Raw genomic sequence first — 25805 nt, 5'->3', positions numbered from 1 at the left:
CATCAGGCACGACATTCGATCAATTAGAAAACGTTGATCGGGTAGTCGGCGAACAGACGGATTTCGTTACCGCCTGTGTTGTAGTTGCTGGCGTTGTTGGAAACGCGCAACCACGAGGCGCGAGCACGTAGGCTCAGGTCTTTGGCTGGGCCACTCTGTACCACGTACTTGAACTGGTTCCAGATTTCACGCTCGGTGCCATCGCCACGGCCAGTGCCGTCGTCGATGTTGGTGCCGCGCACGTAGGCAATGTTGTAGGTCAGGCCCGGTACGCCGAAGGTGGCGAAGTCGATGCCATAACCTGCTTGCCAGGAGCGCTCGTCCTTGCCGTTGAAGTCGGACCAGTAGGAGTTGGCCAGCAAGATGGTATTGCCACCGTCGCCAATGCCGCCAGCGTTGCGGTAGCCACCGTACAGGTAGCCGGTGTCACCGGTGCTGCGCTGGTGAGCGAGGGTGAAGCTGTGCGCGCCAACGGCCCAAGTAGCGCCCAGGCTCCAGATCTTGTTGTCGCGAGCGTCCGCATCACCTTGGTTTTCCAGGGCGAAGCTGCGGTCCAGCTTGGTTTTGTAGCCGTTGAAGTCAAACGTCAGCGACTGCTTCTCTGGCAGGGCCAGCACGTAGTTGACGTTGACGTACTGCTTCTTCAGCACGTCCTGCATGTCGGAGGCGTACAGGGCAGCCGACAGGCTTTCGGTGAATTTGTAGCTACCACCAATGTAGTCGATGCTTTTCAGGCGGCCGCTGTCGGTGCCTTCCATGCTCTTGCGCGCTTCTTTGGTGAAATGACCCGCGTCCAGTTGCAGACCGGCGATCTCTTTAGAGACGATCGAAGTACCGGTGTAGGTTTCCGACAACAGGCGAGAGTTGTCGTACTGCAGCACAGGCACAGCCGGGAACTGATCACCGTACTTGAGTACAGTGTTGGAAACGCGGAACTTCACGGCAGCGCCGCCTTTGGCCAGGTCGTGTGGTGCCGAGCCTGGGTTTCGCTGGCCGTTGTCATCAACAGTGCCGTTGCCCTGCTTGAAGAAGTCGATGCCGCCGGCGCCAGCGCGACCTTTACCACCGTCCAGGCGGATAGCGTATTGGCCAATCACATCCACACCCACACCCACGGTGCCTTGGGTGAAGCCGGACTCGAACTTGCCGATGAAGCCTTGGCCCCATTCAGCCTTGTCCTTCTCGCCATTTTTTTTGTCACGGCTGATGTAGGCATTACGTGCTGCGATGTTCAGGTGGCTGTCTTCAACAAACCCCTTGGATTGCTCCTGGTCGTTTGCCATTGCTGTCGATGCGCTCAAAATCCCCAGAGCGATCAGACTCATCCGTTGCTTCAACATTTTCTTATATTCCTTATTACGGGTTGAGTACGCGCTGTGACACCAGGCTCCTATTGCTTTTTCTGGTGTCGACTTTGCCGGCAAAAAGAAGGCCCGCGGACGACTGAACTGCCGCGGGCCTTTTTTTATTGGATTAGTCATGGTGGTTAGCCACAGGCGTTGGGCGCAATCCTATGCGGGCGTTGAACTATGTGTCAATTTCGTGAATCGTCTGTATTTAGGCGATATTCGTCTAAGCGGCGAGCGAAGGCGCGGGGATGAAAGCCTGAAAAGCGCCTTGAAACCCCCTCGAAACACATTAAGTAACAAATCCTACAGGGTAGGCATTAGGGAATAGATAACGCGCGCAAATGCAAAGCATTACCATTCACGCACAATTTTCCTGCCACGTCATTTGGATACACTCCCATGCCTGCCCCTCGCCTGACGCCCCTCTCCCTTGGGCTCTCTGTTCTGCTGTCTGCCGGTTTTGCCGGTGCGGCCACAGTCTTGCCTGAAACCTCGATCAGTGTGGAAGCAGACGAAGACGACCCACGGGTCAAGGAAACCAGCACCGCCACACGTACCGCGACGGCCGTTCGCTATGTGCCCCAGGCGATCGACTCAGTCAAAACCGAAAGCCTGCGCTCCTATGGCACCAACGACCTGGGCCAGGCCTTGAGCGGTATCCCCAACGTCAGCAGCGGCGCCGATACACGCTTTGACAGCCTGCGCATACGCGGCTTCGACGCCAGCAATGACTTCTATCTGGATGGCATTCGCGACGACAGCCAGTACGTGCGCGACCTGCATAACATCGAGCGTATCGAAGTGCTCAAGGGGCCGGCCGCCGTGCTTTACGGGCGAGGCGGCCAGGGCGGGATCGTCAACCGGGTGAGCAAAATGCCCACCCCAGGGCAAAAGTCCAGTATCGAAGCCCAAGGCGGCAGCAACGATTTGCGCAGCCTGTATGCCGACCTGAGCACCGACCCCACCGACAACATCAGCCTGCGCCTGAACATGGGCAACCAGGACAACAACAGCTTTCGCGATGGCGTCAGCGGCAACCGCCAGTTGTTCGCGCCATCGATGAGCTGGCAGCTCACTCCAGAGCTGAACTGGCTGGTGCAATACGAATACAGCCGCTACAACCGCACCCCAGACCGTGGCATTCCGGGCGTCAACGGGCGCCCGGCGGATGTGAGCCGCAGCACCACTTACTTTGATCACGGCGATTACATCGACGATAAGTCCCAGTCCCTGCGTTCCAAACTCGCCTACGAGCTCAATGCCGACTGGCAACTGCGCCATACCCTCGGCGTGTTCAAGCTCGACAGTGATTTCGACAATACCTACCAGACCGGTTACGAGCCGAAAACCAACAGCGTCACCCGCCAACACTGGCAGCAGGACCTGACCACCCGCAACGTGTTCAACAACCTGGAGCTGGAAGGCGGTTTCGACACCTTTGGCCTGGAGCACCGCTTGCTCACCGGCATTGAGCTGGGCAGCCAGCGCCGCGATCCGAAGCTGTACTCCGCTCGGGATGGCAGGACAGTGCCGAGCCTGGACCTCAACCAGCCTAATCGCCGCCTGAGCCACACCGGCAGCATGCGACTGTCGAGTAACAACCACACTGAAGTCGAAAGCCGCGCCCTGTATGTGCAGGACCAACTGCGCTTGAACGACCAGTGGCAACTGCTGGGCGGGCTGCGTTACGACCGTTTCGAAGTGGACACCACCAACAAGCTGCTCGACATCCAACAGAACGTGAAAAGCCACAGCACCAGCCCGCGCGTCGGCCTGGTGTGGACGCCTCTGGAGCACCACTCGTTCTATGCCTCGTGGAGCAAGACCTTCTCGCCAGCCGGCGGCGGCCTGATCGGCATCACGCCGAACGCCACCGGCAACGCCAACGACCTGAGCCCGGAGCTGACCAAGCAAAAGGAAATCGGCGTGAAGAGCGACTGGTTCGACGAGCGCCTGAGCACCACCCTGGCCGTGTACGAACTGGAGCTCTACAACCGCCGCACCACCGACCCGCTGGACCGCACCATTACCCTGCTCACCGGCGAGCAACGCTCACGCGGCGTGGAACTGACCGCCACCGGCAAGATCGTCGACAACTGGTATGTGCGCGGCGGCGTGGGCCTGCAGGACGCCAAGGTCGAGAAGGACAACAATGGCTTTGAAGGCAAACGAATCAGCGACGTGGCCAAGCGCAACGCCAGCCTGTTCATCACCTGGAAACCGCAGATGGGCTGGTACGCGGAAACCGGTTTGACCCTGGTGGGTGATCGATATGCCGACAACCTCAACACCGTGGTGTTGCCGGGTTATGGCCGCTGGGACGCGCTGGCCGGGTTCCGTCAGAAAGAATGGGACGTGCGGGCAGCACTGAACAATATCGCCGACAAAAACTACTACGCCTCGGCGACCAGTGCGGCGCAGATTCAACCGGGTGAGCCGCGAAGTCTGGTGGTTACCGGTACCTACAGCTTCTGACAAAGCTCATGTGAAATACGGCTTGTGTGGGAGCTGGCTTGCCTGCGATTGCGGTGGGCCAGCACCCCCTCTGTCGGCTGATACACCGCTATCGCAGCATAGGTATCTACACAACTTCGGTACGACGCTGGACCTGTGGCGAGGGAGCTTGCTCCCGTGACGACCGGACAGCCGATGCTTATCTACCGGACGCCCCGCGATCAAACTGTGGGAGCTGGCTTGTCTGCGAAGACTGCCTGACGGTCAACACAGGTGGACCCTGTACATATCCATTCCTGCGGTAACGGCCACTTAGGGTTCAGCCCTGACGGCGGCTCACTTTGCAAAAGCCGGGATGCCGGCCCAGGCCAAAGTAAGCAAAACGCTCTTGCCCCACCACTCGGCACCTCGCTTGGGCTCGGTGTGCCCGTAATTCGCCAGCGTGGTTTGACGGGGCGCCTAAGATCAAAAGCAGAGCAAGAGCAAGATCAAGAGCGACTCGCTTCGCATCGTAGTTACCCCGTCGGCTGCTACAACCTACAAAATTGTGTAGATACCTATGGTTATCGCAGGCAAGCCAGCTCCCACATTTAGATTTCGGCGCTCTGTCAGTTGCTCATCAACTCGCACAACGCCTGCACCTCATCCTCCGTGAACAACCCCACCGGGTAGCGCTCACTCATCACGCTGCGCAAGTCAGGCGCTTGCCTGACCTGTCGCGAGCCGTTTGCCTTCAACCAGAGGGCCAGCGCAAGGATGGCGTCACCGTCGACCCGCAAAGGGTGGAACGTACGCGTGTTCATCAGGTGGACATCGGCATTCATTTCAGCGCTCTCTCCTGCTGCGTGAGCGGCTAACTTACTCAAGGTTTGTGACAGAACTGCGCGGTCATCCCCCTTGGGCCACTGTAACCACAGCGATACAAGAGCTATGCCAATGTGCCCTGTTCATTGGCATACAGGCATGAAAAAGCCCGCGACCGGGCTGGGTCGCGGGCTTGCGGGGAGCACCGCAAGGGCGCAGTGCTCCTACGCCATCAAGGCGCTGTTACAACTGCACTCACTTTCGCTGCGGGGCGGGCTGCTGTTGGGTCAGGCAATGGATATTGCCCCCGCCCAGTAACAGTTCGCGACCCGGCACCATCACCACTTCATGCTGTGGGAACAGATTCTGCAGGATTTGCTTGGCCTGGTCGTCCAACGGGTCATCGAAGCTCGGCGCGATGATGCCGCCGTTGACGATCAGGAAGTTGACGTAGGAACCGGCCAACCGCACGGTCGGATTACGCTCCTGGCTGCCATCAACCAAATCTACCCCGGCGCATTCCTCCTCAGTGGCATACAGCGGACCCGGGATCGGCATTTTATGCACGATGAACGAGCGACCCTGGGCATCGGTGCTGCTTTGCAGCACATCCATGGCTGCGTGGCAGCGTGGGTAGTTCGGGTCTTGCGGGTCGTCGGTCCAGGCCAACAGCACTTCGCCCGGACGCACGTAGCAGCAGAAGTTATCCACATGGCCGTCGGTTTCGTCGTTGAACAGGCCGTCCGGCAACCAGATGATCTTATCCACAGCTAGGTTATCGCTGAGCACCGCCTCAATGGCCGCACGATCAAGGTGCGGGTTGCGGTTGCGGTTCAACAGGCACTCTTCGGTGGTGATCAGTGTGCCTTCGCCGTCGACATGAATCGAACCGCCTTCAAGCACAAAGCCTTCAGTGCGGTAACGCGGTGTGCGCTCCATCTCGAGGATCTTGCCTCCCACCTGGGAATCGCGGTTCCACGGCGAATACAGGCCGCCGTCAAAACCACCCCAGGCGTTGAAGTCCCAGTTCACACCCCGTACTTCACCACTGCCGTTGATCACGAAAGTCGGGCCGGTGTCGCGAACCCAGGCGTCGTCATTGGACATTTCCACCACGCGGATATTGGGCACGTCCAGGCGGGCACGGGCGTTTTCGTACTGGCCGGCGGAAACCGCGACGGTCACCGGCTCAAACCGCGCGATGGCCTTGGCCACCGCCACATGGGCCGCCTGCGCAGGCTTGCCGCCCAGGCGCCAGTTGTCTGGGCGCTCGGGCCAGATCATCCAGGTCTGAGTCTGGGGCGCCCATTCGGCAGGCATGTGAAAGCCATCGGCGCGAGGTGTGCTGTGCAAGGTGGTCATGGCGATCAGGGCTCCGAATGGGGTGAAGGGCAACTTTATAATGGATAAAAATCGGCTTTAACAGCCTAAAAATACGATAGGTGCTCAGTTCTGCAACAAATAGCCGATAACCATCGATAAATCACAGTTGCTCATCCAGCACTTTCGACAGCATGTCGACAAAGAAATCCACGCTGCGCCGGGAAGTGACCATCGGCGGCTTGATCTTGAGGATATTCAGGTAATCCCCCGTAGGCTGCATGAAAATCCCCAACTCACGCAGACGATCACACAACAAGGCGGTTTCTGCCGTCGCAGGTTCGAGGGTATGGCGATCACGCACCAGTTCAAGGCCCAGATAGAATCCCGAACCGTGTACAGCACCGACGAGTGAGTGGCGGTCGATCAATTTCTCCAGTCGTGCCTTGAAATGCCCGCCTACCACTTGGGCGTTTTCCCACAGTTTTTCCTCCTCCATCACGTCCAGCACTGCCATGCCGATCCGGCAGCTGACCGGGCTGCCTCCGGATGACGAGAAGAAGTAACCCTCGGCCTCCAGTGCCTCGGCAATTTCTCGACGGGTGATCACCGCGCCCAACGGCTGGCCGTTGCCCATGCCTTTGGCCATGGTGATGATGTCGGGCACCACACCCTGCTGTTCAAACCCCCAGAAGAAATGCCCCATGCGGCCGTAACCCACCTGCACTTCGTCGGCGATGCACACGCCACCCTGGGCACGGACCAAGCCATATACCTGTTGCAGGTAACCCGCTGGCAGGGAGATGCCGCCGGCATTGCCGTACACCGGCTCGCAGATGAACCCGGCCAATTGACGCCGGCTCGCGGCGATTTTCGCCAGGTTATGCTCCACGCTTCGTACATAGTCCGGCGCACTGGCCGGCCCGCGGAACTCACCGCGGTAGGTATTGGGCGCCGTCACCGGGTGTACCCAATCCGGGCGGCTGCTCAAGGCCTGGGGGTTATCGGCAATCGAGGTGGACACGGCATCCGCCGCCACCGACCAGCCGTGGTAGGCCTCCAGCACGCTGAGCATGTCGCGCCCGCCGCTGTAGGCCCAGGCCAAACGAATCGCCAGGTCATTGGCCTCCGTGCCGCTGTTGACCAGGAACACCCGGTCCATGCCCTGTGGCGCCAACGCCAGCAGGCGCTCGGAGAACTCGGCAATTGCCGCATAGTGAAAGCGCGAGTTGGTGTTGAGCAACGACCATTGCCGAGCCGCCACCTCAGCCATGCGCGGGTGGCCATGGCCCAGCACGGCCACGTTGTTGAGCATGTCGAGGTAGGATCGGCCCTGCATATCGATCAGGTGGTTACGCCAGCCGCGCTCGATACGCGGTGGGTCGGCGTAGTAGTGCTTCTGGGAGCGGGCAAAGCTGGCATCCCGCCGGGCCAGCAGGGCCTCTGGGTCCAGTTCCGGCTCAGCATCACAGGCCAGGCCCAACAGCGCCGCGGGTGACGGGCACAACGCCTGCCATGCCAACGCCCGGGAAGGTGTGCAGAACAGCGGTGGCTCAAGGTCGGCGCGGCATAACTGCACGGTCAACGGCCCATGAACCTCGCCCAGCACCTGCCCTTTCACCAGCGTTGCACCGGGCTTGAGTGATGTTCGCACGCCCCACAAGCGCAGGCTCAGCCCACTGCTATGCATGCACAGTAAGCCGTCGGTGCCTTCGCGCAGCGTTCCCGCAAAGGGCGCCTCCAAAACCGTGCCGTGGGGCAGATGCAGCTCGACATGCAGGGGGAAGGTCTCGGGCTCCACCGCACTGTCGGGACGGGTGCGCGACAAGCGGTATTGCCCATAACGACTGGCCGCCAGCCCATGCACCGTCGCCGCTTCATCCAGCAAGCGCCGATCTATGCCGGGAGTTTCCCAATTGCCTGCCTCGAAATGCGGGCTGAGTACGCCCAGGTCGATCAGGGCGAACTCGCGACCCACCAAACCTGGCAATAAAGGCGCGAAGTCGTGGTTGGCGACGGACGGTAATGTTTCGCCGACGCTGCGCAGAATCGCCGCTTGCATCAGCTCAAAGGACACCGACGTGGCGATATCGAAAATTTCCCACTCGTGCTCGGCGTTTTTCTTTAGATAAGTGTTATCCGGGTCCAGGCGTTGCTGCTGCTCACTGCTGAGCACCAACACTGCCGCGCGAGCGACGATCAACGGCCACAGCACCTCTAACTCTTCGCGCTGCAAGGGCGTGACCGCGTGGCAGGCCTGGATCGCCGGCAAGAGGGCAAACGGATCACCGTCGGCATGGTGCAAAAGCGCCGCGCAGGTCACCGACAGGTCGGCAATTCGCCAGGTACGCACCAGATCGCCAAAATCGATCACGCCTTGTATACGCCAGTGCCGCTGGGCATCACGCTGCCACACCACGTTGTCATCGGTGATATCCATGTGCACCGCCTGCCACGGCAGGTGTGCCGCCAACGGCTGGACATGCGCTTCGACCTGCCTGGCCACCTGCTCCAAAGCAGCACGCTGCGGCAGGTCGGGCAAGGTTGCCAGCAGGTGGTTGATCAATGCCTGCGCGTGGCGCGGGTCCCATTGCAGGGTGCGCTCCAGGCCAGGGTGTTCGAAACCTGCCAGCGCGTTGCTCATTTGCCCGCACAGCTCACCAAAGCCTTCGATCACGGTGCGGCTCAGGTGGGGCAAATGCGTCAGGGGTTGGCCGTCGATATAGTCCAACAGCCGCAGGTGCAGGGTTTGGTCATCGACGTTGACCGTCAGCAACTCTTCACCTTCTACGGTCTGGATAACCTTGGGCACGCGCAGGCCGGGATGCGTGCCCAGGCTGTTGAGGGCCGCGTGCTGGGCCTGGAGTTCAACCGCGGCGTAGTCACCCCGGCAGACTTTCAGAACGAAACGGCCCTGCGTGCTGTCAATTCTGTAGTTGAGGTCTTGTTGACTGCCCAATGAGCGTAATTTGCCCGTCAATCCATAGTGTCGATCGAGCAGGCATGCGGCCTGTTCGGGGGTGACTTGTGGGCAAGGCAAGCTGGCACGGTGGGTCAACGTGGCTAACGACATTGTGACGACCTTTGTTTTTTCAGGCGTCTATATCGCCATTGTTCTGTGGCGTTAATCAACCCCTTCTACTCACGGTGCTTGCGCCGGCCCGATTCACAACTCAAGCTATGCTACTTTCGCCCAGTGTCCGTCTAAGGAAAAGGCCCTCGACATGCGCATTCTCATCACCGGCGGTGCCGGATTTATTGGCTCGGCCCTGATCCGGCACTTGATTCAACACACTGAGCATGAAGTGCTCAACCTGGACAAGCTGACTTACGCCGGCAACCTCGAGTCGCTGGCCAGCATCGCGTCCAACAGCCGCTATGAGTTTGTCCAGGCCGATATCATCGACCAGGCCACCGTCAGCGGCGTACTCGCACGCTTCGAACCTGATGCGATCATGCACTTGGCGGCCGAGTCCCATGTGGACCGCTCCATTGACGGTCCGTCGGATTTTATCCAGACCAACATCGTTGGCACCTACAGCCTGTTGGAAGCCACGCGCGCCTATTGGCAGAAGCTGGCAGAGCCGGCAAAAAGCGCGTTCCGTTTCCACCACATCTCCACTGACGAGGTGTATGGCGACCTGCACGGCGTGGACGACCTCTTCACCGAGACCACGCCGTACGCACCGAGCTCGCCGTATTCCGCGAGCAAGGCAGCGTCTGACCACCTGGTACGCGCCTGGCAGCGCACCTATGGCCTGCCAGTGCTGTTGACCAACTGCTCGAACAATTACGGGCCGTTCCACTTTCCTGAAAAATTGATCCCGCTGGTGATTCTCAACGCCCTGGCGGGCAAGCCACTGCCGGTGTATGGCGATGGTCTGCAGGTGCGTGACTGGCTGTTCGTCGAGGATCACGCCCGTGCACTGCTCAAAGTGGTGACCACTGGGGTTGTGGGCGAGACCTACAATATCGGCGGCCACAACGAACAGAAAAACATCGACGTGGTACGTGGCATTTGCGCCCTGCTGGAAGAACTGGCGCCACAACGCCCAGCCGGCGTGGAGAAATTCACCGACCTGATCACCTTCGTCAAGGATCGCCCAGGCCACGACCAACGCTACGCCATCGACGCCAGCAAGATCGAACGCGAACTGGGCTGGGTCCCGGAAGAAACCTTCGAGACCGGCCTGCGCAAAACCGTGCAGTGGTACCTCGATAACCTGGAATGGTGCCGCAGGGTCCAGGACGGTAGTTATCAAGGTGAACGACTGGGCAATACTGACGTGAAGGATTTGATCGCATGATGAAGGGAATTGTATTGGCCGGCGGTTCCGGCACGCGTTTGCACCCCATTACCCTGGGCGTGTCCAAACAGTTGTTGCCGGTGTATGACAAGCCGATGATTTACTACCCGATCTCGGTACTGATGCTGGCCGGGATCAAGGATATTCTGGTGATCTCCACGCCAGTGGACTTGCCGCAATACCAGAACCTGCTGGGCGATGGCAGCCAGTTCGGCGTGCGCTTCACCTACGCGCAGCAGCCTTCGCCGGACGGCCTGGCCCAGGCATTTATCATCGGCGAAGAGTTCATTGGCGATGACCCTGTGTGCTTGATCCTGGGGGACAACATCTTCCACGGCCAGCATTTCGGCGAGCAACTGCGCACCGCCGCCGAACGTCCTTCGGGCGCCACGGTGTTCGGCTACTGGGTCAAAGACCCTGAGCGCTTCGGTGTGATTGACTTCGATAGCGAAGGCCGCGCCCTGTCCATCGAAGAAAAACCGGCTAAACCCAAGTCCCACTACGCGGTGACCGGCCTGTACTTCTACGACAACGACGTGATCAAGATCGCCAAGGCGGTCAAGCCGTCGCCACGCGGCGAGTTGGAGATCACCGACGTCAACAATGCCTACCTCCAGCGTGGCGATCTACACGTTGAACGCTTCGGTCGTGGTTTCGCCTGGCTCGACACCGGCACCCATGACAGCCTGTTGGAAGCCTCGACCTACGTTCAGACCATCGAGCACCGCCAAGGCTTGAAAGTGGCCTGCCTGGAAGAAATCGCCTACGAAAACGGCTGGATCGATCGTGACTATCTGCTGGAGCGCGCCAAGTACTTTGGCAAGACCGGCTATGGCCAATACCTCTACTCGCTTGCCGGAGAGACCCAGTGAATGTAGTTGAAACCACACTACCCGGCGTACTCATCCTCGAGCCAAAGGTATTCGGCGACGAACGCGGTTTCTTCTACGAAAGTTTCAATGCGCGCGCCTTTGAAGCGGCCACCGGGCTCAAGCGTAATTTCGTGCAGGACAATCACTCACGCTCGCAAAAAGGCGTGCTGCGAGGTTTGCACTATCAGCTTGAACACACTCAAGGCAAGCTGGTACGTGTCACCTACGGTGAAGTGTTGGACGTAGCGGTCGACATCCGTCGCAGCTCACCCAACTTTGGCCAGTGGGTGGGTGTCCGCCTGTCGGCACAGAACCATCGCCAACTCTGGGTGCCGGAAGGCTTCGCCCATGGTTTCGTGGTATTGAGTGAGTACGCAGAATTCCTGTACAAAACCACCGACTACTACCAGCCAAGCGCCGAGCGCAGCATTCTCTGGAATGACCCGACGCTGGCTATCGACTGGGAGCTGGCCGAACCGCCGCAACTCTCCGCCAAGGATCAGGTCGGTAAACTGCTGATGGACGCTGACTTGTTCCCATGAAAATCCTCATCACCGGCCAACACGGCCAAGTCTCCCAGGAGCTGCAACAGCGGCTCCAGGGCCTGGGCGAACTTATCGTCCTGGGCCGCGACCAGCTTGACCTGGCAGACGCAGACCTTATCCGCCAACAAGTGCGCGCCCATCGCCCTGGCCTGATCATCAACGCGGCGGCCCACACCGCCGTCGATCTGGCCGAGAGCGAACCGGACGCTGCGTTTGCCATCAATGCCATCGCCCCCGGCATCCTCGCCGAGGAAGCCAAGGCGCTGGGTATCCCGCTGATCCATTACTCGACCGACTACGTGTTCGACGGCAGCAAACCTGCCGCCTACACCGAAGACGACACGCCCAACCCATTGGGTGTCTACGGCCAGAGCAAGCTGGCGGGTGAGCAGGCGATTGCGGCTGTAGGTGGCCAGTACCTGATCTTGCGTACCAGTTGGGTCTATTCGAGCCATGGCAAGAATTTCCTGCTGACCATGCAGCGCCTGCTGCAGGAAAAACCGCAGATGCGCATCGTGGCCGACCAGATCGGTGCGCCGACCTGGGCCGGGACTATCGCCAACAGCACCCGTGTGCTGATCGAGCAGTGGCAGGCCGGTAAGGCAGGGGATTGGGGCGTTTACCACCTCACTGCCCAGGGTGAAACCTCGTGGTTCGGTTTTGCCGAGGCGATTGGCGAGCAACTGCGCGCCGAAGGCAAGGCCTGCGCCGAGCTGGAACCGATCCCTTCCAGCGCCTACCCGACCCCCGCCAAGCGCCCGCTGAACTCGCGCCTGGACTGCACGCGCCTGCAACAGCAATGGCACGTCAGCCAGCCACAGTGGCAGGACGCATTGCACGAGTGTCTTGCACAGCAGCACTAGGCATAATGCGCCTGTACCCACAGGCGCGACTTCCATGACCCCACCTCTTGCGCGAAGACCCCGCTGGCGCAGCCTAGCCCTGCTGGCTCTGTGCCTGGCGCCGCTGTTGTGGCCGCTGGAGCATTTGGCCGAGCGCTATTACCGCAGCGAGCTGGCCGGGCAAAACCGCCAGACCCTCGACCTCTACGTCGCCAACTTGTTGGGCACCCTGCATCGCTACGAAATACTGCCGCAAATCCTCGGTGACTTGCCGGCCCTGCGCACCGCATTGGACGCGCCCCACGTCAGCACCCACCTGGTCAGTGCCAACCAGTTGCTCAAGGACGTCGCCGCCCAGGCCGGGGTAGAGGTGATGTATTTGATGGACACCACCGGCAAGACCCTCGCCGCGTCCAACTGGGACAAACAAGACAGCTTTGTCGGGCGCAACTTCTCCTTCCGTCCGTATTTCAGCGAGGCCATGGCAGGGCGCCTGGGGCGCTTCTTCGGCCTGGGCACCACCTCGGCCAAGCGCGGCTACTTCTTCGCTGCCGCGGTACGTGACGGCGACACCATCATCGGCGTGCTGGTGGTGAAGGTCGACCTGGACCACACCGAAAGCCTCTGGGGCAATACCCCGGAACAACTGTTGGTCACCGACCATAACGGCGTGGTGATCCTCACCTCACGCCCGCAATGGCGATTCCGCGCCACTCGGCCACTGACTGCCGAAGAACGCGAGGCCATCGTTGCCATCCAGCCCTACCCCACCCGCGACCCGCAGCCGCTGAGCCTCAGCAGCAGCGCCTGGCTGCGCCAATCCACGGCCATCGCCGAAACCGGCTGGAACGTGGAAATCCTCGCGCCGCGCTCGCTGATCAACCGTCCGGTGCGCACGGTCGTCGCCGTAGGCGGCGCCACGTTGTTGGTGCTGATGCTGTTGCTGGGGTTGCTGATGCAGCGCCGCCGGCACTACCTGGAACGCATCGCCTTCGAAGCCAAGGCCCGCCGCGAGTTGGAGATGCGCGTGGCCGAGCGTACCAGCGACCTGGAGGGCCTGAACCGGCGCCTGAAACAGGAAGTGCTGGAGCGCGAGCATGCCCAGCAAGAACTGGTGCGCGCCCAGGACGACTTGGTCCAGGCCGGTAAACTCTCGGCGCTGGGCACCATGTCGGCGAGTATCAGCCATGAATTGAATCAGCCACTGGCGGCGATTCGCAGCTATGCCGAAAACGCCGAAATCCTGCTCGACCATGAGCGCACCAACGACGCCCGCGGCAACCTCAAGCTGATCAGCGAATTGACCGGGCGCATGGCCTCGATCATCGCCCACCTGCGCGCATTCGCCCGCCGCGACCGGCATGCGCCGGAGAGCGTGGCTTTGCAACCGGCGCTCGACGACGCCCTGGCATTGCTGGCCAAGCGTCGGCGTTCGATGGAGGTGGAGTTGATCCGCGACCTGCCAGAGGCGACCTTGTGGGTGCAGGCAGGTGAAACTCGCCTGCGCCAGGTGCTGGGTAACTTGCTGGCCAATGCTCTGGACGCCCTCACCGAAAAAGGCCCGCCACGCAAACTGTGGCTGAGTGCCGAAACCACGCCCCAAGGCGTCAACTTGTATATTCGCGACAACGGCCCGGGCTTTTGCATGGAAGCCCTGGGCCGCGCCAGCGAGCCTTTCTACACCACCAAGACGCGCACCCAAGGCCTGGGCCTGGGCCTGGCGATCTGCGACACCCTGATGCGCGCCTTTGGCGGCGAACTGTCGTTTGCCAACCACAAGGAAGGCGGCGCGCTGTTAACCTTGAAATTGCGTGCCGGCTCGCCGGGCGTCAGTCTGCAACCGTCCGAGGACCGCAGTGTATGAGTATCGACAACTCGATTCAGGTGGTATTGATCGACGACGATCCACACCTGCGTCAGGCCCTGTGCCAGACCCTGGACCTGGCCGGCCTGAAAGTCCTGCCCCTGGGCGAAGCCAACGGGCTCACCACACGCCTGTCCCGCGACTGGCCGGGCGTGGTGGTCAGCGACATCCGCATGCCCGGCATGGACGGCCTGGAACTGTTGACCGAATTGCACGGCCAGGACCCCGACCTGCCGGTGCTGCTGATCACCGGCCACGGCGACGTACCCCTGGCGGTGCAGGCCATGCGTGCCGGTGCCTATGACTTCCTGGAAAAACCCTTCGCCAGTGACGCGCTGCTCGACAGCGTGCGTCGTGCCCTGGCCCTGCGCCGGCTGGTACTGGACAACCGCAGCCTGCGCCTGGCCCTCAGCGACCGCCAGCAACTGAGCACGCGCCTGGTAGGGCACTCGCCACAGATGTTGCGCCTGCGCGAGCAAATCGGTGCGCTGGCCGCAACCAAGGCCGATGTGCTGATCCTCGGCGAAACCGGGGCGGGCAAGGAGGTCGTCGCCCGCGCCCTGCACGACCTCTCAAGCCGACGCAGCGGCCCGTTTGTGGCGATCAACGCCGGGGCCCTGGCGGAATCGGTGGTGGAAAGCGAACTGTTCGGCCATGAACCCGGCGCGTTTACCGGCGCGCAGAAGCGCCGCATCGGCAAGTTCGAGTTTGCCAATGGCGGCACGCTGTTTCTGGATGAAATTGAAAGCATGAGCCTGGATGTACAGGTCAAGTTGCTGCGTCTTTTACAGGAGCGCGTAGTGGAACGCCTGGGTGGCAATCAGCTGATCCCGCTGGATATCCGCATTATCGCCGCCACCAAGGAAGACCTGCGCCAGGCCGCTGACCAGGGCCGTTTCCGTGCCGACTTGTATTACCGCCTCAATGTGGCGCCGCTGCGCATCCCACCGCTACGTGAACGGGGTGAAGATGCGCTGATGCTGTTCCAGCACTTCGCCGACGAGGCCAGCAGCCGTCACGGCCTGCCCTTGCACGAACTGCAACCGGGCCAGCGCGCGCTGTTGCTGCGCCACAGCTGGCCGGGCAATGTGCGGGAATTGCAAAACGCCGCGGAGCGTTTCGCCCTCGGCCTGGAGCTGGCCCTGGACAACACCCAGGACCATCCCGCCGCCGGCGTGCTGACCTCCACGCCAGGAGGCCTGAGCGAGCAAGTCGAACAGTTCGAAAAAAGCCTGATCGCCGCCGAACTGACCCGCCCCCACAGCTCCGTGCGCAGCCTCGCCGAAGCCTTGGGCGTGCCGCGCAAAACCTTGCATGACAAACTGCGCAAACACGGCCTGAACTTCGCCGACAGTGCCAGCCAGAGCGCCGACGACGAATGACATCGTCCACCCACGAAGAGGCCGCCATGAGCCGCGACAGCCGTTACCTGGAATCCATCCTTCACCATGACATCCCACTCACCCGGGAAATGGGCCTCAGGGTGCTCGACTGGCAACACGACCAACTGCAACTGCACCTGCCGTTGCAAGCCAATATCAACCACAAGAGCACCATGTTCGGCGGCAGCCTCTACTGCGGCGCCGTGCTGGCAGGTTGGGGTTGGCTGCACCTGAAGCTGCGTGAAGCCGGGATTGAGGACGGGCACATCGTGATTCAGGAAGGGCAGATCAGCTACCCACTGCCGGTGACCCAGGACGCGACAGCCATTTGCGCGGCGCCGCAGGAGAAGGTGTGGAAGCGCTTTGTGGCGACCTATCAGCGCTATGGGCGGGCGCGGTTGGCGCTGGAGACGTGGATTGTGAATGAAGGCAGTGAAGAGCATGCCGTCGTCTTTACCGGCCAGTACGTGCTGCATCGCTAGCAGCCACTCCATAAAGCTAATGTGGGCTGGCTTGCCTGCGATAGCGGTGGATCAGCCAATACCTGTACGACTGACACTCCGCCATCGCGGGCAAGCCCGCTCCCACATTTTGCTCTGCAGTGATCTTAAGATCTGGCCAGGGTCAACAGCCGATCACGCCAGGCGGCCTTGGCTGGCAATGCCAGAAAGAACGGGTTCAGCAACGACTCCCGCGCCGGGTAGCTGAACGGCTTGCCATTCAACTCCAACACTTCGCCCCCCGCCCCTTCCAATACACCCTGGGCCGCTGCGGTATCCCACTGCGACGTCGGCGCCAGGCGCGGATAACAATCGGCACTGCCCTCGGCTAATAAACAAAACTTCAACGAACTGCCGATATTCGCCAATTTCAACTCACCCAAACCCTCGCTCAAACCCTCCAGCAAGCGCTCCTGCTCAGGGCTGGTATGACGACGGCTGGCCACCACGGTAAAGGCTTCGCCCGCAGCCCTGGTCTGGCGCACTTGAATCTGCTTGGGCGCGGCATTGACGTCCGACCGCCAAGCCCCCAGGCCCGCGCCGCCGAAGTAGCAACGGCCAGTGGTCGGTATCGACACCACGCCGAACACCACACGGCCCTGTTCGATCAAGGCAATATTGACGGTGAATTCTTCACTGCCGGAAATGAATTCCTTGGTGCCATCCAGGGGATCCACCAACCACCAGCGCTGCCAGCCGGCACGCACACGCTGATCGATATCGGCGTCCTCTTCAGACAACACTGGAATACTTGGGTCCAGCGCGGTGAGGCCTGCGAGAATCAGATGGTGGGCAGCCAGGTCGGCAGCCGTCACGGGTGAATCGTCCGCCTTGGAGGTCACGGCTACATCGGCACGCCAGTACGGCAGGATAGCTTCACCGGCCTGGCGCGCCAGCTCAATGACCGGGGCGATAAACGGATGGCCTAAAAACAGTTCGCTCATGCGTTGAACGCTCCACGCTGGGTCAACAGGTCTCTGACCAGATACAGCGCCGCCAGGGCGCGACCTTCGCTGAATTGCTCGTTTTGCGCCAACGCCGACAGCTCACGCAGGTTGACCCGGTCTACCCGCATCGGCTCGGGCTCATCACCTTCAAGGCACTCTTCATAAAGATCGGTAGCCAACACCACCTGGATTTTCTGGCTCATATAACCTGGCGACAATGACAGCTCGGTGATGTGTTCCAACTGCCGTGCGCCATAGCCGGCCTCTTCCTTGAGTTCGCGGTCTGCGGCTGCAAGCACGTCCTCGCCGGGCTCGATCAGGCCTTTGGGTAATGACAATTCATATTCGTCAGTGCCGCCGCAGTATTCTTCCACCAGCAATGCATGATCTTCATCGATCATCGCTACAATCATCACGGCGCCGTAGCCCGTGCCACGCCCGACAAGACGCTCGTAGGTGCGCTCAACGCCATTGGAAAAGCGCAATTGCACTTCCTCCACGCGGAACAAACGGCTACTGGCAACTATTTCGCGGGCGAGGACAGTGGGTTTCTGGCGCATAAACGGCTCCTTGGCGTGATCGGGTTACTATACCGTGGCTTTTCCGATTGTCTGTGTCGGATATCTTTACTTACATGAGACCCCACCATGCCCTCTCTGCCCTGGCACGCCATCGACACCGTCCTGCTGGACATGGACGGCACCCTGCTCGACCTGCATTACGACAACCACTTCTGGATGGAGCACCTGCCCCAGCGCTACGCCGAGCTGCACGGTGTGAGCCAGGCCATGGCCGAGATGGAGCTGCAACCGCTGTTTGAGCGTAACGCCGGACAGTTGCAATGGTATTGCCTGGATTTCTGGAGCACCGAACTCAAGATTCCGGTGCGCGAACTCAAACTGGAAACCGCCCACCTGATCGCCCTGCGCCCGGATGCCGATACGTTCCTGGCGGCGATCAAACAGGCCGGCAAGCGCGTGATCATGATCACCAACGCTCATCGTGATTCGCTGTCATTGAAGTTGGAACGCATTGAACTGGCGCTGTATTTCGAGCGATTGATCAGCTCTCACGACTACGGTTTTCCCAAGGAGAACCCGCAATTCTGGCAAGCCTTGCAAGCGGATATCCAGTTTGATCCGGCCCGTAGCCTGTTTATAGATGACACATTGCCGATCCTGCGCAGCGCTCGGGATTTCGGTGTCGGTCATTTGCTGGCAGTGAAGGAGCCTGATAGCAAGAAAGGACCAAAGGACACCGCAGAATTTGCAGCCGTCGGGGATTATCGAGAACTTATTACCGGGCTTATGTAGGAGCGAGCTTCCTCATTTTATCCTGCGTATTACTCAGGGATACGCAGTGTCTGGCCTGGATAGATTTTGTCCGGGTGCGACAACAGTGGCTTGTTAGCCTCGAAAATCTTATTGTACTGGTTGGCGTTACCGTACACCGCCAGGGAAATCGCGCTGAGGGTATCGCCCTTTTTCACTACAACGAAACGAGCAGCGGTAACCGCAGGGCCAGTGACAGTGATCTGGTCATCCACACTTGCCACGCCGGCAATGTTGCCCAGCGCCAACAGGATCTTCTCTTTCTCTTCCTGCGTGGCCACTTCACCGGTCACCGTGACCTTGTCGCCATCCACCGTGGTCTGCACGTTTGGATTACCCAGGCCCACCTTGCTCACATGCTCCTTCAACTGCTCACTGGCGTTCGCATTACCCGGCGTCAACAGGTCGACGATCTTTTCGCCGGCTTCTTTGATAAAGCTAAAAATACTCATGGTGCGCTCTCCTTGGGATTTAATTTCCAGATGCCCAAGACTAGACCAGTCCTGCCGACTTGGGTTCCAGACTGGCTAAAGACTCAAAAGTATCCCAATCAACCCTACCTGGAATAAGCCCGACGAAAACGCCGGTGAACCTTGATCGACGCCCTCTATCAATAGATCAATACTGGCGATTAGACGTGACCCTTTGTCGCGCCTAGTCTAAACACTGATCAATCCGCCGGTGGTACTGCCCCATGAACGCCAAGCGCCCTCACTGCGCGGCGCCCGCTCTTGAATCGACCGCGCCCGTCGCCAGCCAGAGCTATCACTATTGCAATCTTGAACACACAGAAGTCGCCAGCACTGCGCTGGCCGAAGAAGTGGCGTTGGCGATTGCCTATAACGATATCAGCCAGGCGGTGATGCTGGTGACGCCTACGGACCTGGAAGACTTCATTGTAGGGTTCAGCCTCGGCAGCGGCATTATCACCGACGTTAACGACATTTATGACCTGAAAATCAGCGGTTCAGGCGCAGCCCAGTACGCCCAGGTACAGGTTTCCAGCCGTGCGTTCTGGAACCTCAAGCAGCAACGTCGCCAATTGGCGGGCACCAGCGGCTGTGGCCTGTGTGGCGTGGAAGCGGTAGAGCAAGCATTGCCCGACCTCCACGTACTGCCGGGCGCGCCCTTGCCGCCGGCGCAGTGGCTCGACGGCCTGCGCCAGCGTATCAGTGCATTCCAACCCCTGGGCCAGCACAGTGGCGCCGTGCATGCGGCGGTGTTTATGAATAACCAAGGCGAATTGCTGATGGGTCGCGAAGACATCGGCCGGCATAACGCCCTGGATAAATTGATTGGCGCGTTGATCCGCCAAAAGATTCCGACCGACGGCGGCCTGGCGATTGTTACCAGCCGCTGCAGCCTGGAATTGATTCAGAAAGTTTTACGCGCGGGCATCCAGACCCTGGTCAGCCTGTCGTCGCCCACCGGCCTGGCCCTGCAATGGGCGCGCCGGCACAACCTCAACCTCATCCACCTGCCGCAAAAAAGCGCGCCACGGGTCTATAGCCCTGCGATGGAGCACCAGCCATGAGCCTTCACCACCAAGCCGACCAGACCCCAACCCCACGCTACAAGCCCTACAAAGGCCCAGCCGGTGGCTGGGGCGCCCTGATCAGCGTGGCGCAAGCCTGGCTGACCAGCGACAACGCCCTGAAAAACCTGCGCATGATGCTCAAGACCAACCAGAACGGCGGCTTCGACTGCCCGGGCTGCGCCTGGGGCGACTCACCGGAAAGCGGCATGGTCAAGTTCTGCGAAAACGGCGCCAAGGCAGTCAACTGGGAAGCCACCAAGCGCCGCGTCGATGCGGCCTTCTTCGCCAAGCACAGCGTCACGGCTTTGCTGGAACAAAGCGACTATTGGCTGGAATATCAGGGCCGCCTGACCGAGCCGATGCGCTATGACGCCCAGACCGATCGCTACACGCCCATCAGTTGGGAAGCCGCCTTCGACCTGGTCGGCAAGCACCTCAACGCGTTGCCCAGCCCGAACATGGCCGAGTTCTACACCTCGGGCCGCGCCAGCAACGAAGCTGCCTACCTGTACCAGCTGTTTGTACGCGCCTATGGCACCAACAACTTCCCGGACTGCTCCAACATGTGCCACGAAGCCAGCGGTGTAGCCCTGGCGCAGAGCGTGGGCGTGGGCAAAGGCACCGTGACCTTTGATGACTTCGAGCATGCCGATGCCATTTTCGTCTGGGGCCAGAACCCCGGCACCAACCACCCACGCATGCTCGAGCCTCTGCGCGAAGCAGTGAAGCGCGGCGCCCAGGTGGTGTGTATCAACCCACTGAAAGAGCGCGGCCTGGAGCGCTTCCAGCACCCCCAACATCCGCTGGAAATGCTCACCAACGGCGACAAGCCAACCAACACCGCCTACTTCCGCCCGGCATTGGGTGGCGACATGGCGATCTTGCGTGGCATGGCCAAATTCCTGCTGCTGTGGGAACGCCAAGCCCTGGCCGAAGGCAAGGAAGCAGTGTTCGACCACGACTTCCTCAACGAACACACCGCCAACGTCCTGGAATACCTGGGCCAGATCGACGACACCTCCTGGGAGGAAATCGTCGAGCAGTCCGGCCTGACCCTGGTGGAGATCGAGCAAGCGGCGCGCATGTACGCCAAAGGCAAGAATGTGATCATGTGCTGGGCGATGGGGATTACCCAGCACCGACACTCGGTGCCGACCATCCAAGAAATCGCCAACCTGATGCTTCTGCGCGGCAATATTGGCCGCCCAGGCGCAGGGCTGTGCCCGGTGCGTGGCCACAGTAACGTGCAGGGCGACCGCACCATGGGCATCAACGAACGCCCACCGGCGGCGTTTCTGGACGCGCTGGAGCGACGTTTCCAGTTCCAGGTGCCGCGAGACAACGGCCACAACGTGGTGGAAGCGATTCACGCCATGCTTGAAGGCCGCTCCAAAGTCTTTATCGGCCTGGGCGGCAACTTTGCCCAAGCCACGCCAGACAGCACGCGCACCTTCGAAGCGCTGCGCAATTGCGACCTGACCGTGCAGATCAGCACCAAGCTCAACCGCAGCCACCTGATGCACGGTAAAGACGCGTTGATCCTGCCGTGCCTGGGCCGCACCGACATCGACATTCAGGCCGACGGCCCGCAAGCGGTGACGGTGGAAGACTCGTTCAGCATGGTCCACGGCTCCAACGGCCAACTGCAACCGTTGTCGAAACTGATGAAGTCCGAGCCGGCGATCCTGGCGGGCATTGCTGCCGCCACCCTGGGCAGCAAGCCCGTGGATTGGAACTGGCTGGTGGCCGACTACGGGCGCATCCGCGACCTGATCGCCGACACCATCCCAGGCTTCAAGGACTTCAACGAGAAGATCAAACACCCAGGTGGCTTCTACCTGGGCAACTCCGCCGGCGCACGCCGTTGGAACACCCCGTCGGGCCGCGCCAACTTCCGCCCGAACATCTTGCCCAAAGACCTGATCCACGAACGCACCCACGCCACGGGCCGGGTGCCGGACCTGATCATGCAGTCGATGCGCTCCCATGATCAGTACAACACCACCATCTATGGCCTGGACGACCGTTATCGCGGGGTCAAAGGCCAGCGTGACGTGCTGTTCGTCAACGAAGCCGACATCATCCGCCTGGGCTTCAAGCCGGGGCAGAAGGCAGACATCGTGTCGCTGTGGGAAGACGGTCGTGAGCGCCGTGTGAAAGGCTTTACGCTGCTGGCGTTTGATATTCCGGCGGGTCAGGCGGCGGCTTACTACCCGGAAGTGAACCCGTTGGTGCCATTGGAAAGCACTGGCGACGGTAGCCATACGCCAACGTCGAAGTTTGTTGCGATTCGCTTGGAAGCGGCGAGTGACAGTGGGTTGATCATGGCGCGCTCGGCCTGACTTGATCCGAGATATGTGTTGCTTGAACTACCGCTTTCGCGGGCAAGCCCACTCCCACATTAGATCGGTTCACACATTCTCAATTGTGAACCCATCCCCGTGTGGGAGCGGGCTTGCCCGCGAAGAGGCCAGCACAATCACCGCACATTCTGCAGGCACAAAAAAAGGGCCGCTTTTGCATAAAAGCGGCCCTTCCGAAGTAGTTAAAGACCTGTAAAAACGACTTAAGTTCCCGATACAAAACAGTAACTTAGCAAATTGTATACAACCTCTGCCGCCGGTCGGATTTCGATTGTCAGCGGCTCGATACAACCTCAGGATCGCGCCGTCATCCCTTGAGGTTTCCCTGAATGAAGTTCTCCTCGATTCTCTTGTTGTCCCTTGGCCTGGTCAGTGGCGCAGCCATGGCTGGCGGCACCACCGAAGCCGGTGTAGGCGGCGCATTGGGTGGGGTTCTAGGTTCCGTTGTCGGCCAGCAGTTGGGCGGCAATACCGGTTCGACCATTGGCGCGGCCCTGGGCGGCGCTGGCGGTAGCGCGGTCGGCGCAGACAAGCGTAGCCGTGGTGAAGCCGCCATCGGTGGCGCACTGGGCGCAGCCGGCGGCAACGTCTTGGGTCGCAGCGTCGGCGGCAGTACCGGTGCATTGGTCGGCTCAGCAGCCGGCGGTGGCGCGGGCGGCGCGCTGGGCAACTACATGGGTAACGAAAGTGATCGCGATAGCCGCCATTACCGCGATCGCGACCGTGACGATCGTCGCTACTACCGCGATGGCCACCCAGGCCGCGGCCATGCCTATGGGCATCGCAAGAACAAGCATCGTTATCGCGACTGATCAATACGTGCTCTGACGAACACATCCAGTGTGGGAGCCGGGCTTGCCCGCGATAGCAGTGAATCAGGTTTAGAGGTATTGCCTGATACTGCGCCATCGCGGGCAAGCCCGGCTCCCACATTTGGTCTGGGTTGCTTGTAGGTGCCTCAAACCACCAAGCGCTGCATCGCCTCGCGCAACATCCCCGGAATCGGCACTGGCTGGTTCGACGCTCGGTCCACAAACACATGGACAAAGCGCCCCGCCGCACACGCCTCCTGCTCACCCGCCTTGAATACCGCCAGTTCATACTGCACCGAGCTATTGCCCAGCTTGCCTACCCGCAGGCCGATTTCAATGCGCTCAGGGAAAGCAATCGAGGCGAAGTAATCGCAGGCCGAACTCACCACAAACCCCACCACCTCACCGTCATGAATATCCAGCCCGCCCTGTTCGATCAGGTAGGTATTAACGGCGGTGTCGAAGAAGCTGTAGTAGGTGACGTTATTCACATGGCCGTAGGCATCGTTGTCGTGCCAACGCGTGGTGATCGGCTGGAAGTGGCGGTAATCGTCGCGCACAGGCGTTGAGTCAGGCATCGGCAAGTCTCGTCAAAGTTGATCCAATTGAGCATGGGCCCAGTCGCGCACCTCGGCGTAGGGATAGTCTTCCAGCGCAGCAAAACCGGGAATGCCCCGCGCCTTCAACTTGGTAAACAACGGTACGCTGATACCGCCAAGAAAACGCGTCAAACGCTCCGCATTCGGCAAGTGCCCCGTGTACTCATGATGCCTGTGGATAAAATCACCGCACAGCCCCATGAAGTTTTTATCCACAAGCGACGGCAGGCTCGGCGGTGCCGGCAGATGGGCAACCTGGCCGTAGCACACCGAACAATGCCCGCAACGCTGGGGCGCATTTTCATCACCAAAGTAGCGCGCCAGGCGTTGCCCCAGGCAGTGCTCAGTGGCGAACAGGTCGAGCATAGTGTGGATCCGCGCGACCTCCGTCACCTCATGCTGCTTGAAGCCTGTGTATAACTCGGCGCTTAGCGCCTGCGGGTCAAAATCGGTGTCGAGCAAACTGTAGACCTCAGTCATCTGCTTGCTTTCGAGCTCGATCAGGCCCTGCTCCTGAAAATAATCCAGCGCCTTCACCACCCGGCTACGTTCGGCATTGTGCTGTTGATAAAGCGCGTCGAAATCCACCGTCGCCCAGGTTTTAGCGCGCTTGCATACCTGGATGATCGCCGCGACAAACTGCTGCCGTTCGCCAGAAAAGCGCGCCAGCAAGGCCTCGGGCTCGATCAGGTATTTGAACCGGTATTCCGCATAAAACGCATAGCGCGGTGCGATCACGCCCTTGAGCTCCAATTGCACCAGGAGCGTCTTGAGCGGCAGCTCGCGAATATTGCTGTGGTCCGACAGCGACCTGAGCAAGAACTCCCACTGCCCTTCGCTACGCGCGGCCTGCAACTCCTCCAGCACACGACGAATGCCTTCCTGCTCCGGCGTGTCACCGTACACAAAGTTTTCCAGCACATTGAGGCTGTCGCGGTTGGCCAACACCAGGCAATCCGACGGCTGCCCGTCACGCCCGGCGCGGCCGATCTCCTGGCTGTAGTTCTCGATGGACTTGGGCAAGTCGAAGTGCACGACATTGCGGATGTCACTCTTGTCGATGCCCATGCCAAACGCGATGGTTGCGACAATGCAATTGGAACGCCCGCCCATGAAACGCTGCTGGATGCCTTCGCGCTTTTCGTGGGGTAACCCCGCGTGATAAGCCTCGGCCTGAATGCCGTGGCGGTTCAAATGCTCGGCAATCTGCTCGGCGGTTTTCTGCAAGGTGACGTAGACGATACTCGGCTGGTTGGCCCGCGCTTTCATCCACTCCACCAGCCTGCGGCGTTTGTCGTGGCCGCTGACCGGTTCCACCAGCAGGTTGAGGTTGGAGCGATAGAAGCCCGTGGTCACCACATCCTCGGCAGCAATGGCGAACTTGGCCTGCATGTCGGCGATCACCTTGGGTGTGGCCGTGGCCGTCAGCAATAGCGCCTGCGGGATGTTGAACTGGCGCTGGTAGTCCGGCAGTTTCAAATAATCCGGGCGGAAGTTGTGGCCCCATTCGGAAATACAGTGCGCCTCGTCCACCACCAGCAACGAGATCTGCACGCTGTTCAGGAAATTACGGAAACGCTCGTTCTTCAAACGCTCCACGGAAATCATCAGGATCTTGAGCTCGCCCGATCGCGCACGGGCCATGACATCATTGGCTTCATCACGGCTCTGGGCCGAATCGATACTGCCCGCCGAAATGCCATGGCGCTGCAGGAAACCCAACTGGTCCTGCATCAATGCCAGCAACGGCGATACCACCAGCGTGAGGTGCGGCAGCAACACGGCCGACAGCTGATAGCACAAGGATTTGCCCGACCCCGTAGGGAAAATGGCGGCGGCAGAACGCCCAGCCAGCACGGCGCTGACCGTCTCTTCCTGGCCCAAGCGAAAGTGTGGGTAACCAAAGACCTGCTGGAGGGTGTCGTGCATAAGGCTGTCACTCCATTGACCGCTGAACGTGGCTTAAAAACGTAGCCC

General features: G+C 60.4%; 21 protein-coding genes. 12 read left to right on the top strand and 9 right to left on the bottom strand.

Annotated elements, in window-relative coordinates; translation table 11 throughout:
• Positions 1-23 precede the first annotated feature (23 nt).
• Complete coding sequence (locus TX24_RS00915) at positions 24-1340, bottom strand: OprD family porin (protein ID WP_003187728.1); 1317 nt, start codon at positions 1338-1340, stop codon at positions 24-26.
• 408 nt (positions 1341-1748) lie between these two features.
• On the opposite strand from TX24_RS00915, the gene TX24_RS00910 reads away from it, so the two are divergent.
• Positions 1749-3824: a TonB-dependent receptor gene (locus TX24_RS00910; RefSeq protein WP_057709552.1), complete on the top strand. Its 2076-nt coding sequence runs from the start codon at positions 1749-1751 to the stop codon at positions 3822-3824.
• Positions 3825-4411: 587 nt separating this feature from the next.
• On the opposite strand, the gene TX24_RS00905 is transcribed toward TX24_RS00910, so the two are convergent.
• The 3 genes from TX24_RS00905 to TX24_RS00895 form a co-directional block, all read right to left on the bottom strand.
• A complete protein-coding gene (locus TX24_RS00905; RefSeq protein ID WP_057709551.1) occupies positions 4412-4627 on the bottom strand; it encodes a hypothetical protein in 216 nt (71 codons plus the stop codon).
• A gap of 235 nt (positions 4628-4862) precedes the next feature.
• Positions 4863-5969, bottom strand: coding sequence for an agmatine deiminase (aguA, locus tag TX24_RS00900; protein ID WP_003187722.1), 1107 nt, complete (start codon positions 5967-5969; stop codon positions 4863-4865).
• A 121-nt stretch (positions 5970-6090) separates the two neighbouring features.
• A complete protein-coding gene (locus TX24_RS00895; protein ID WP_057709550.1) occupies positions 6091-9000 on the bottom strand; it encodes an aminotransferase in 2910 nt (969 codons plus the stop codon).
• Positions 9001-9151: 151 nt separating this feature from the next.
• Here TX24_RS00895 and rfbB point away from each other — a divergent pair, with 151 nt between their 5' ends.
• The 7 genes from rfbB to TX24_RS00860 are packed head-to-tail and all read left to right on the top strand — an operon-like array spanning position 9152 to position 16221.
• Positions 9152-10234 carry a dTDP-glucose 4,6-dehydratase gene (gene rfbB / locus TX24_RS00890; protein ID WP_057709549.1) on the top strand — a complete coding sequence of 361 codons (1083 nt, stop codon included), beginning with the start codon at positions 9152-9154 and terminating at the stop codon, positions 10232-10234.
• On the top strand, positions 10231-11106 hold the full coding sequence (rfbA, locus tag TX24_RS00885) for a glucose-1-phosphate thymidylyltransferase RfbA (protein ID WP_034134666.1): 876 nt from the start codon (positions 10231-10233) through the stop codon (positions 11104-11106). The genes rfbB and rfbA overlap by 4 nt, the downstream gene beginning before the upstream one ends.
• Positions 11103-11648: a dTDP-4-dehydrorhamnose 3,5-epimerase gene (gene rfbC, locus TX24_RS00880; protein WP_034134665.1), complete on the top strand. Its 546-nt coding sequence runs from the start codon at positions 11103-11105 to the stop codon at positions 11646-11648. The genes rfbA and rfbC overlap by 4 nt, the downstream gene beginning before the upstream one ends.
• Positions 11645-12514, top strand: coding sequence for a dTDP-4-dehydrorhamnose reductase (gene rfbD, locus TX24_RS00875; RefSeq protein ID WP_003187713.1), 870 nt, complete (start codon positions 11645-11647; stop codon positions 12512-12514). Before rfbC ends, rfbD begins: the two co-directional genes overlap by 4 nt.
• A gap of 34 nt (positions 12515-12548) precedes the next feature.
• On the top strand, positions 12549-14357 hold the full coding sequence (locus TX24_RS00870; protein WP_003187712.1) for a sensor histidine kinase: 1809 nt from the start codon (positions 12549-12551) through the stop codon (positions 14355-14357).
• Complete coding sequence (locus tag TX24_RS00865) at positions 14354-15739, top strand: sigma-54-dependent transcriptional regulator (RefSeq protein ID WP_003187711.1); 1386 nt, start codon at positions 14354-14356, stop codon at positions 15737-15739. Before TX24_RS00870 ends, TX24_RS00865 begins: the two co-directional genes overlap by 4 nt.
• 26 nt (positions 15740-15765) lie before the next feature.
• Complete coding sequence (locus tag TX24_RS00860; protein ID WP_003187710.1) at positions 15766-16221, top strand: thioesterase domain-containing protein; 456 nt, start codon at positions 15766-15768, stop codon at positions 16219-16221.
• A gap of 125 nt (positions 16222-16346) precedes the next feature.
• On the opposite strand, the gene cysQ is transcribed toward TX24_RS00860, so the two are convergent.
• Positions 16347-17183, bottom strand: a complete 837-nt coding sequence (gene cysQ, locus TX24_RS00855) for a 3'(2'),5'-bisphosphate nucleotidase CysQ (RefSeq protein WP_057709548.1) — start codon at positions 17181-17183, stop codon at positions 16347-16349.
• On the bottom strand, positions 17180-17746 hold the full coding sequence (nudE, locus tag TX24_RS00850; protein WP_003187708.1) for an ADP compounds hydrolase NudE: 567 nt from the start codon (positions 17744-17746) through the stop codon (positions 17180-17182). The genes cysQ and nudE overlap by 4 nt, the downstream gene beginning before the upstream one ends.
• Positions 17747-17833: 87 nt before the next feature.
• Between nudE and yrfG the strand changes: the two genes are divergently transcribed.
• Positions 17834-18499: a GMP/IMP nucleotidase gene (gene yrfG, locus TX24_RS00845; protein ID WP_057709547.1), complete on the top strand. Its 666-nt coding sequence runs from the start codon at positions 17834-17836 to the stop codon at positions 18497-18499.
• Positions 18500-18528: 29 nt separating this feature from the next.
• Here the strand turns inward: yrfG and lysM are convergent, their stop codons facing one another.
• On the bottom strand, positions 18529-18969 hold the full coding sequence (gene lysM / locus TX24_RS00840) for a peptidoglycan-binding protein LysM (protein ID WP_003187704.1): 441 nt from the start codon (positions 18967-18969) through the stop codon (positions 18529-18531).
• Positions 18970-19211: 242 nt separating this feature from the next.
• Here lysM and fdhD point away from each other — a divergent pair, with 242 nt between their 5' ends.
• The 3 genes from fdhD (at position 19212) to TX24_RS00825 (ending at position 23229) form a co-directional block, all read left to right on the top strand.
• Positions 19212-20051 carry a formate dehydrogenase accessory sulfurtransferase FdhD gene (gene fdhD / locus TX24_RS00835; RefSeq protein ID WP_057709546.1) on the top strand — a complete coding sequence of 280 codons (840 nt, stop codon included), beginning with the start codon at positions 19212-19214 and terminating at the stop codon, positions 20049-20051.
• A complete protein-coding gene (locus tag TX24_RS00830; protein ID WP_003187701.1) occupies positions 20048-22396 on the top strand; it encodes an FdhF/YdeP family oxidoreductase in 2349 nt (782 codons plus the stop codon). The genes fdhD and TX24_RS00830 overlap by 4 nt, the downstream gene beginning before the upstream one ends.
• 350 nt (positions 22397-22746) lie before the next feature.
• Positions 22747-23229 carry a glycine zipper domain-containing protein gene (locus TX24_RS00825; protein WP_003187699.1) on the top strand — a complete coding sequence of 161 codons (483 nt, stop codon included), beginning with the start codon at positions 22747-22749 and terminating at the stop codon, positions 23227-23229.
• Positions 23230-23375: 146 nt separating this feature from the next.
• Here the strand turns inward: TX24_RS00825 and TX24_RS00820 are convergent, their stop codons facing one another.
• Both TX24_RS00820 and TX24_RS00815 read right to left on the bottom strand, forming a co-directional pair.
• Entirely contained in the window at positions 23376-23807 is a 432-nt protein-coding gene (locus TX24_RS00820; RefSeq protein WP_032894109.1) for an acyl-CoA thioesterase, read from the bottom strand.
• A gap of 12 nt (positions 23808-23819) precedes the next feature.
• Positions 23820-25757, bottom strand: a complete 1938-nt coding sequence (locus TX24_RS00815; protein ID WP_003187695.1) for a RecQ family ATP-dependent DNA helicase — start codon at positions 25755-25757, stop codon at positions 23820-23822.
• Between the last annotated feature and the right edge of the window lie 48 nt (positions 25758-25805).

Origin of the sequence: Pseudomonas lactis (assembly GCF_001439845.1) — a bacterium.
Lineage (GTDB): Bacteria > Pseudomonadota > Gammaproteobacteria > Pseudomonadales > Pseudomonadaceae > Aquipseudomonas > Aquipseudomonas lactis.
Note: the sequence above shows the minus strand (reverse complement) of the source record. Positions and strands in the feature narration are given on the sequence as shown.

Bases quoted from the DNA above. Each gene is read 5' to 3' on its own strand.
- TX24_RS00915 (WP_003187728.1), bottom strand. From the start codon at position 1,340: ATGTTGAAGCAACGGATGAGTCTGATCGCTCTGGGGATTTTGAGCGCA.
- TX24_RS00910 (WP_057709552.1), top strand. From the start codon at position 1,749: ATGCCTGCCCCTCGCCTGACGCCCCTCTCCCTTGGGCTCTCTGTTCTG.
- TX24_RS00905 (WP_057709551.1), bottom strand. From the start codon at position 4,627: ATGAATGCCGATGTCCACCTGATGAACACGCGTACGTTCCACCCTTTG.
- aguA (WP_003187722.1), bottom strand. From the start codon at position 5,969: ATGACCACCTTGCACAGCACACCTCGCGCCGATGGCTTTCACATGCCT.
- TX24_RS00895 (WP_057709550.1), bottom strand. From the start codon at position 9,000: ATGTCGTTAGCCACGTTGACCCACCGTGCCAGCTTGCCTTGCCCACAA.
- rfbB (WP_057709549.1), top strand. From the start codon at position 9,152: ATGCGCATTCTCATCACCGGCGGTGCCGGATTTATTGGCTCGGCCCTG.
- rfbA (WP_034134666.1), top strand. From the start codon at position 10,231: ATGATGAAGGGAATTGTATTGGCCGGCGGTTCCGGCACGCGTTTGCAC.
- rfbD (WP_003187713.1), top strand. From the start codon at position 11,645: ATGAAAATCCTCATCACCGGCCAACACGGCCAAGTCTCCCAGGAGCTG.
- TX24_RS00870 (WP_003187712.1), top strand. From the start codon at position 12,549: ATGACCCCACCTCTTGCGCGAAGACCCCGCTGGCGCAGCCTAGCCCTG.
- TX24_RS00865 (WP_003187711.1), top strand. From the start codon at position 14,354: ATGAGTATCGACAACTCGATTCAGGTGGTATTGATCGACGACGATCCA.
- TX24_RS00860 (WP_003187710.1), top strand. From the start codon at position 15,766: ATGAGCCGCGACAGCCGTTACCTGGAATCCATCCTTCACCATGACATC.
- cysQ (WP_057709548.1), bottom strand. From the start codon at position 17,183: ATGAGCGAACTGTTTTTAGGCCATCCGTTTATCGCCCCGGTCATTGAG.
- nudE (WP_003187708.1), bottom strand. From the start codon at position 17,746: ATGCGCCAGAAACCCACTGTCCTCGCCCGCGAAATAGTTGCCAGTAGC.
- yrfG (WP_057709547.1), top strand. From the start codon at position 17,834: ATGCCCTCTCTGCCCTGGCACGCCATCGACACCGTCCTGCTGGACATG.
- lysM (WP_003187704.1), bottom strand. From the start codon at position 18,969: ATGAGTATTTTTAGCTTTATCAAAGAAGCCGGCGAAAAGATCGTCGAC.
- fdhD (WP_057709546.1), top strand. From the start codon at position 19,212: ATGAACGCCAAGCGCCCTCACTGCGCGGCGCCCGCTCTTGAATCGACC.
- TX24_RS00830 (WP_003187701.1), top strand. From the start codon at position 20,048: ATGAGCCTTCACCACCAAGCCGACCAGACCCCAACCCCACGCTACAAG.
- TX24_RS00825 (WP_003187699.1), top strand. From the start codon at position 22,747: ATGAAGTTCTCCTCGATTCTCTTGTTGTCCCTTGGCCTGGTCAGTGGC.
- TX24_RS00820 (WP_032894109.1), bottom strand. From the start codon at position 23,807: ATGCCTGACTCAACGCCTGTGCGCGACGATTACCGCCACTTCCAGCCG.
- TX24_RS00815 (WP_003187695.1), bottom strand. From the start codon at position 25,757: ATGCACGACACCCTCCAGCAGGTCTTTGGTTACCCACACTTTCGCTTG.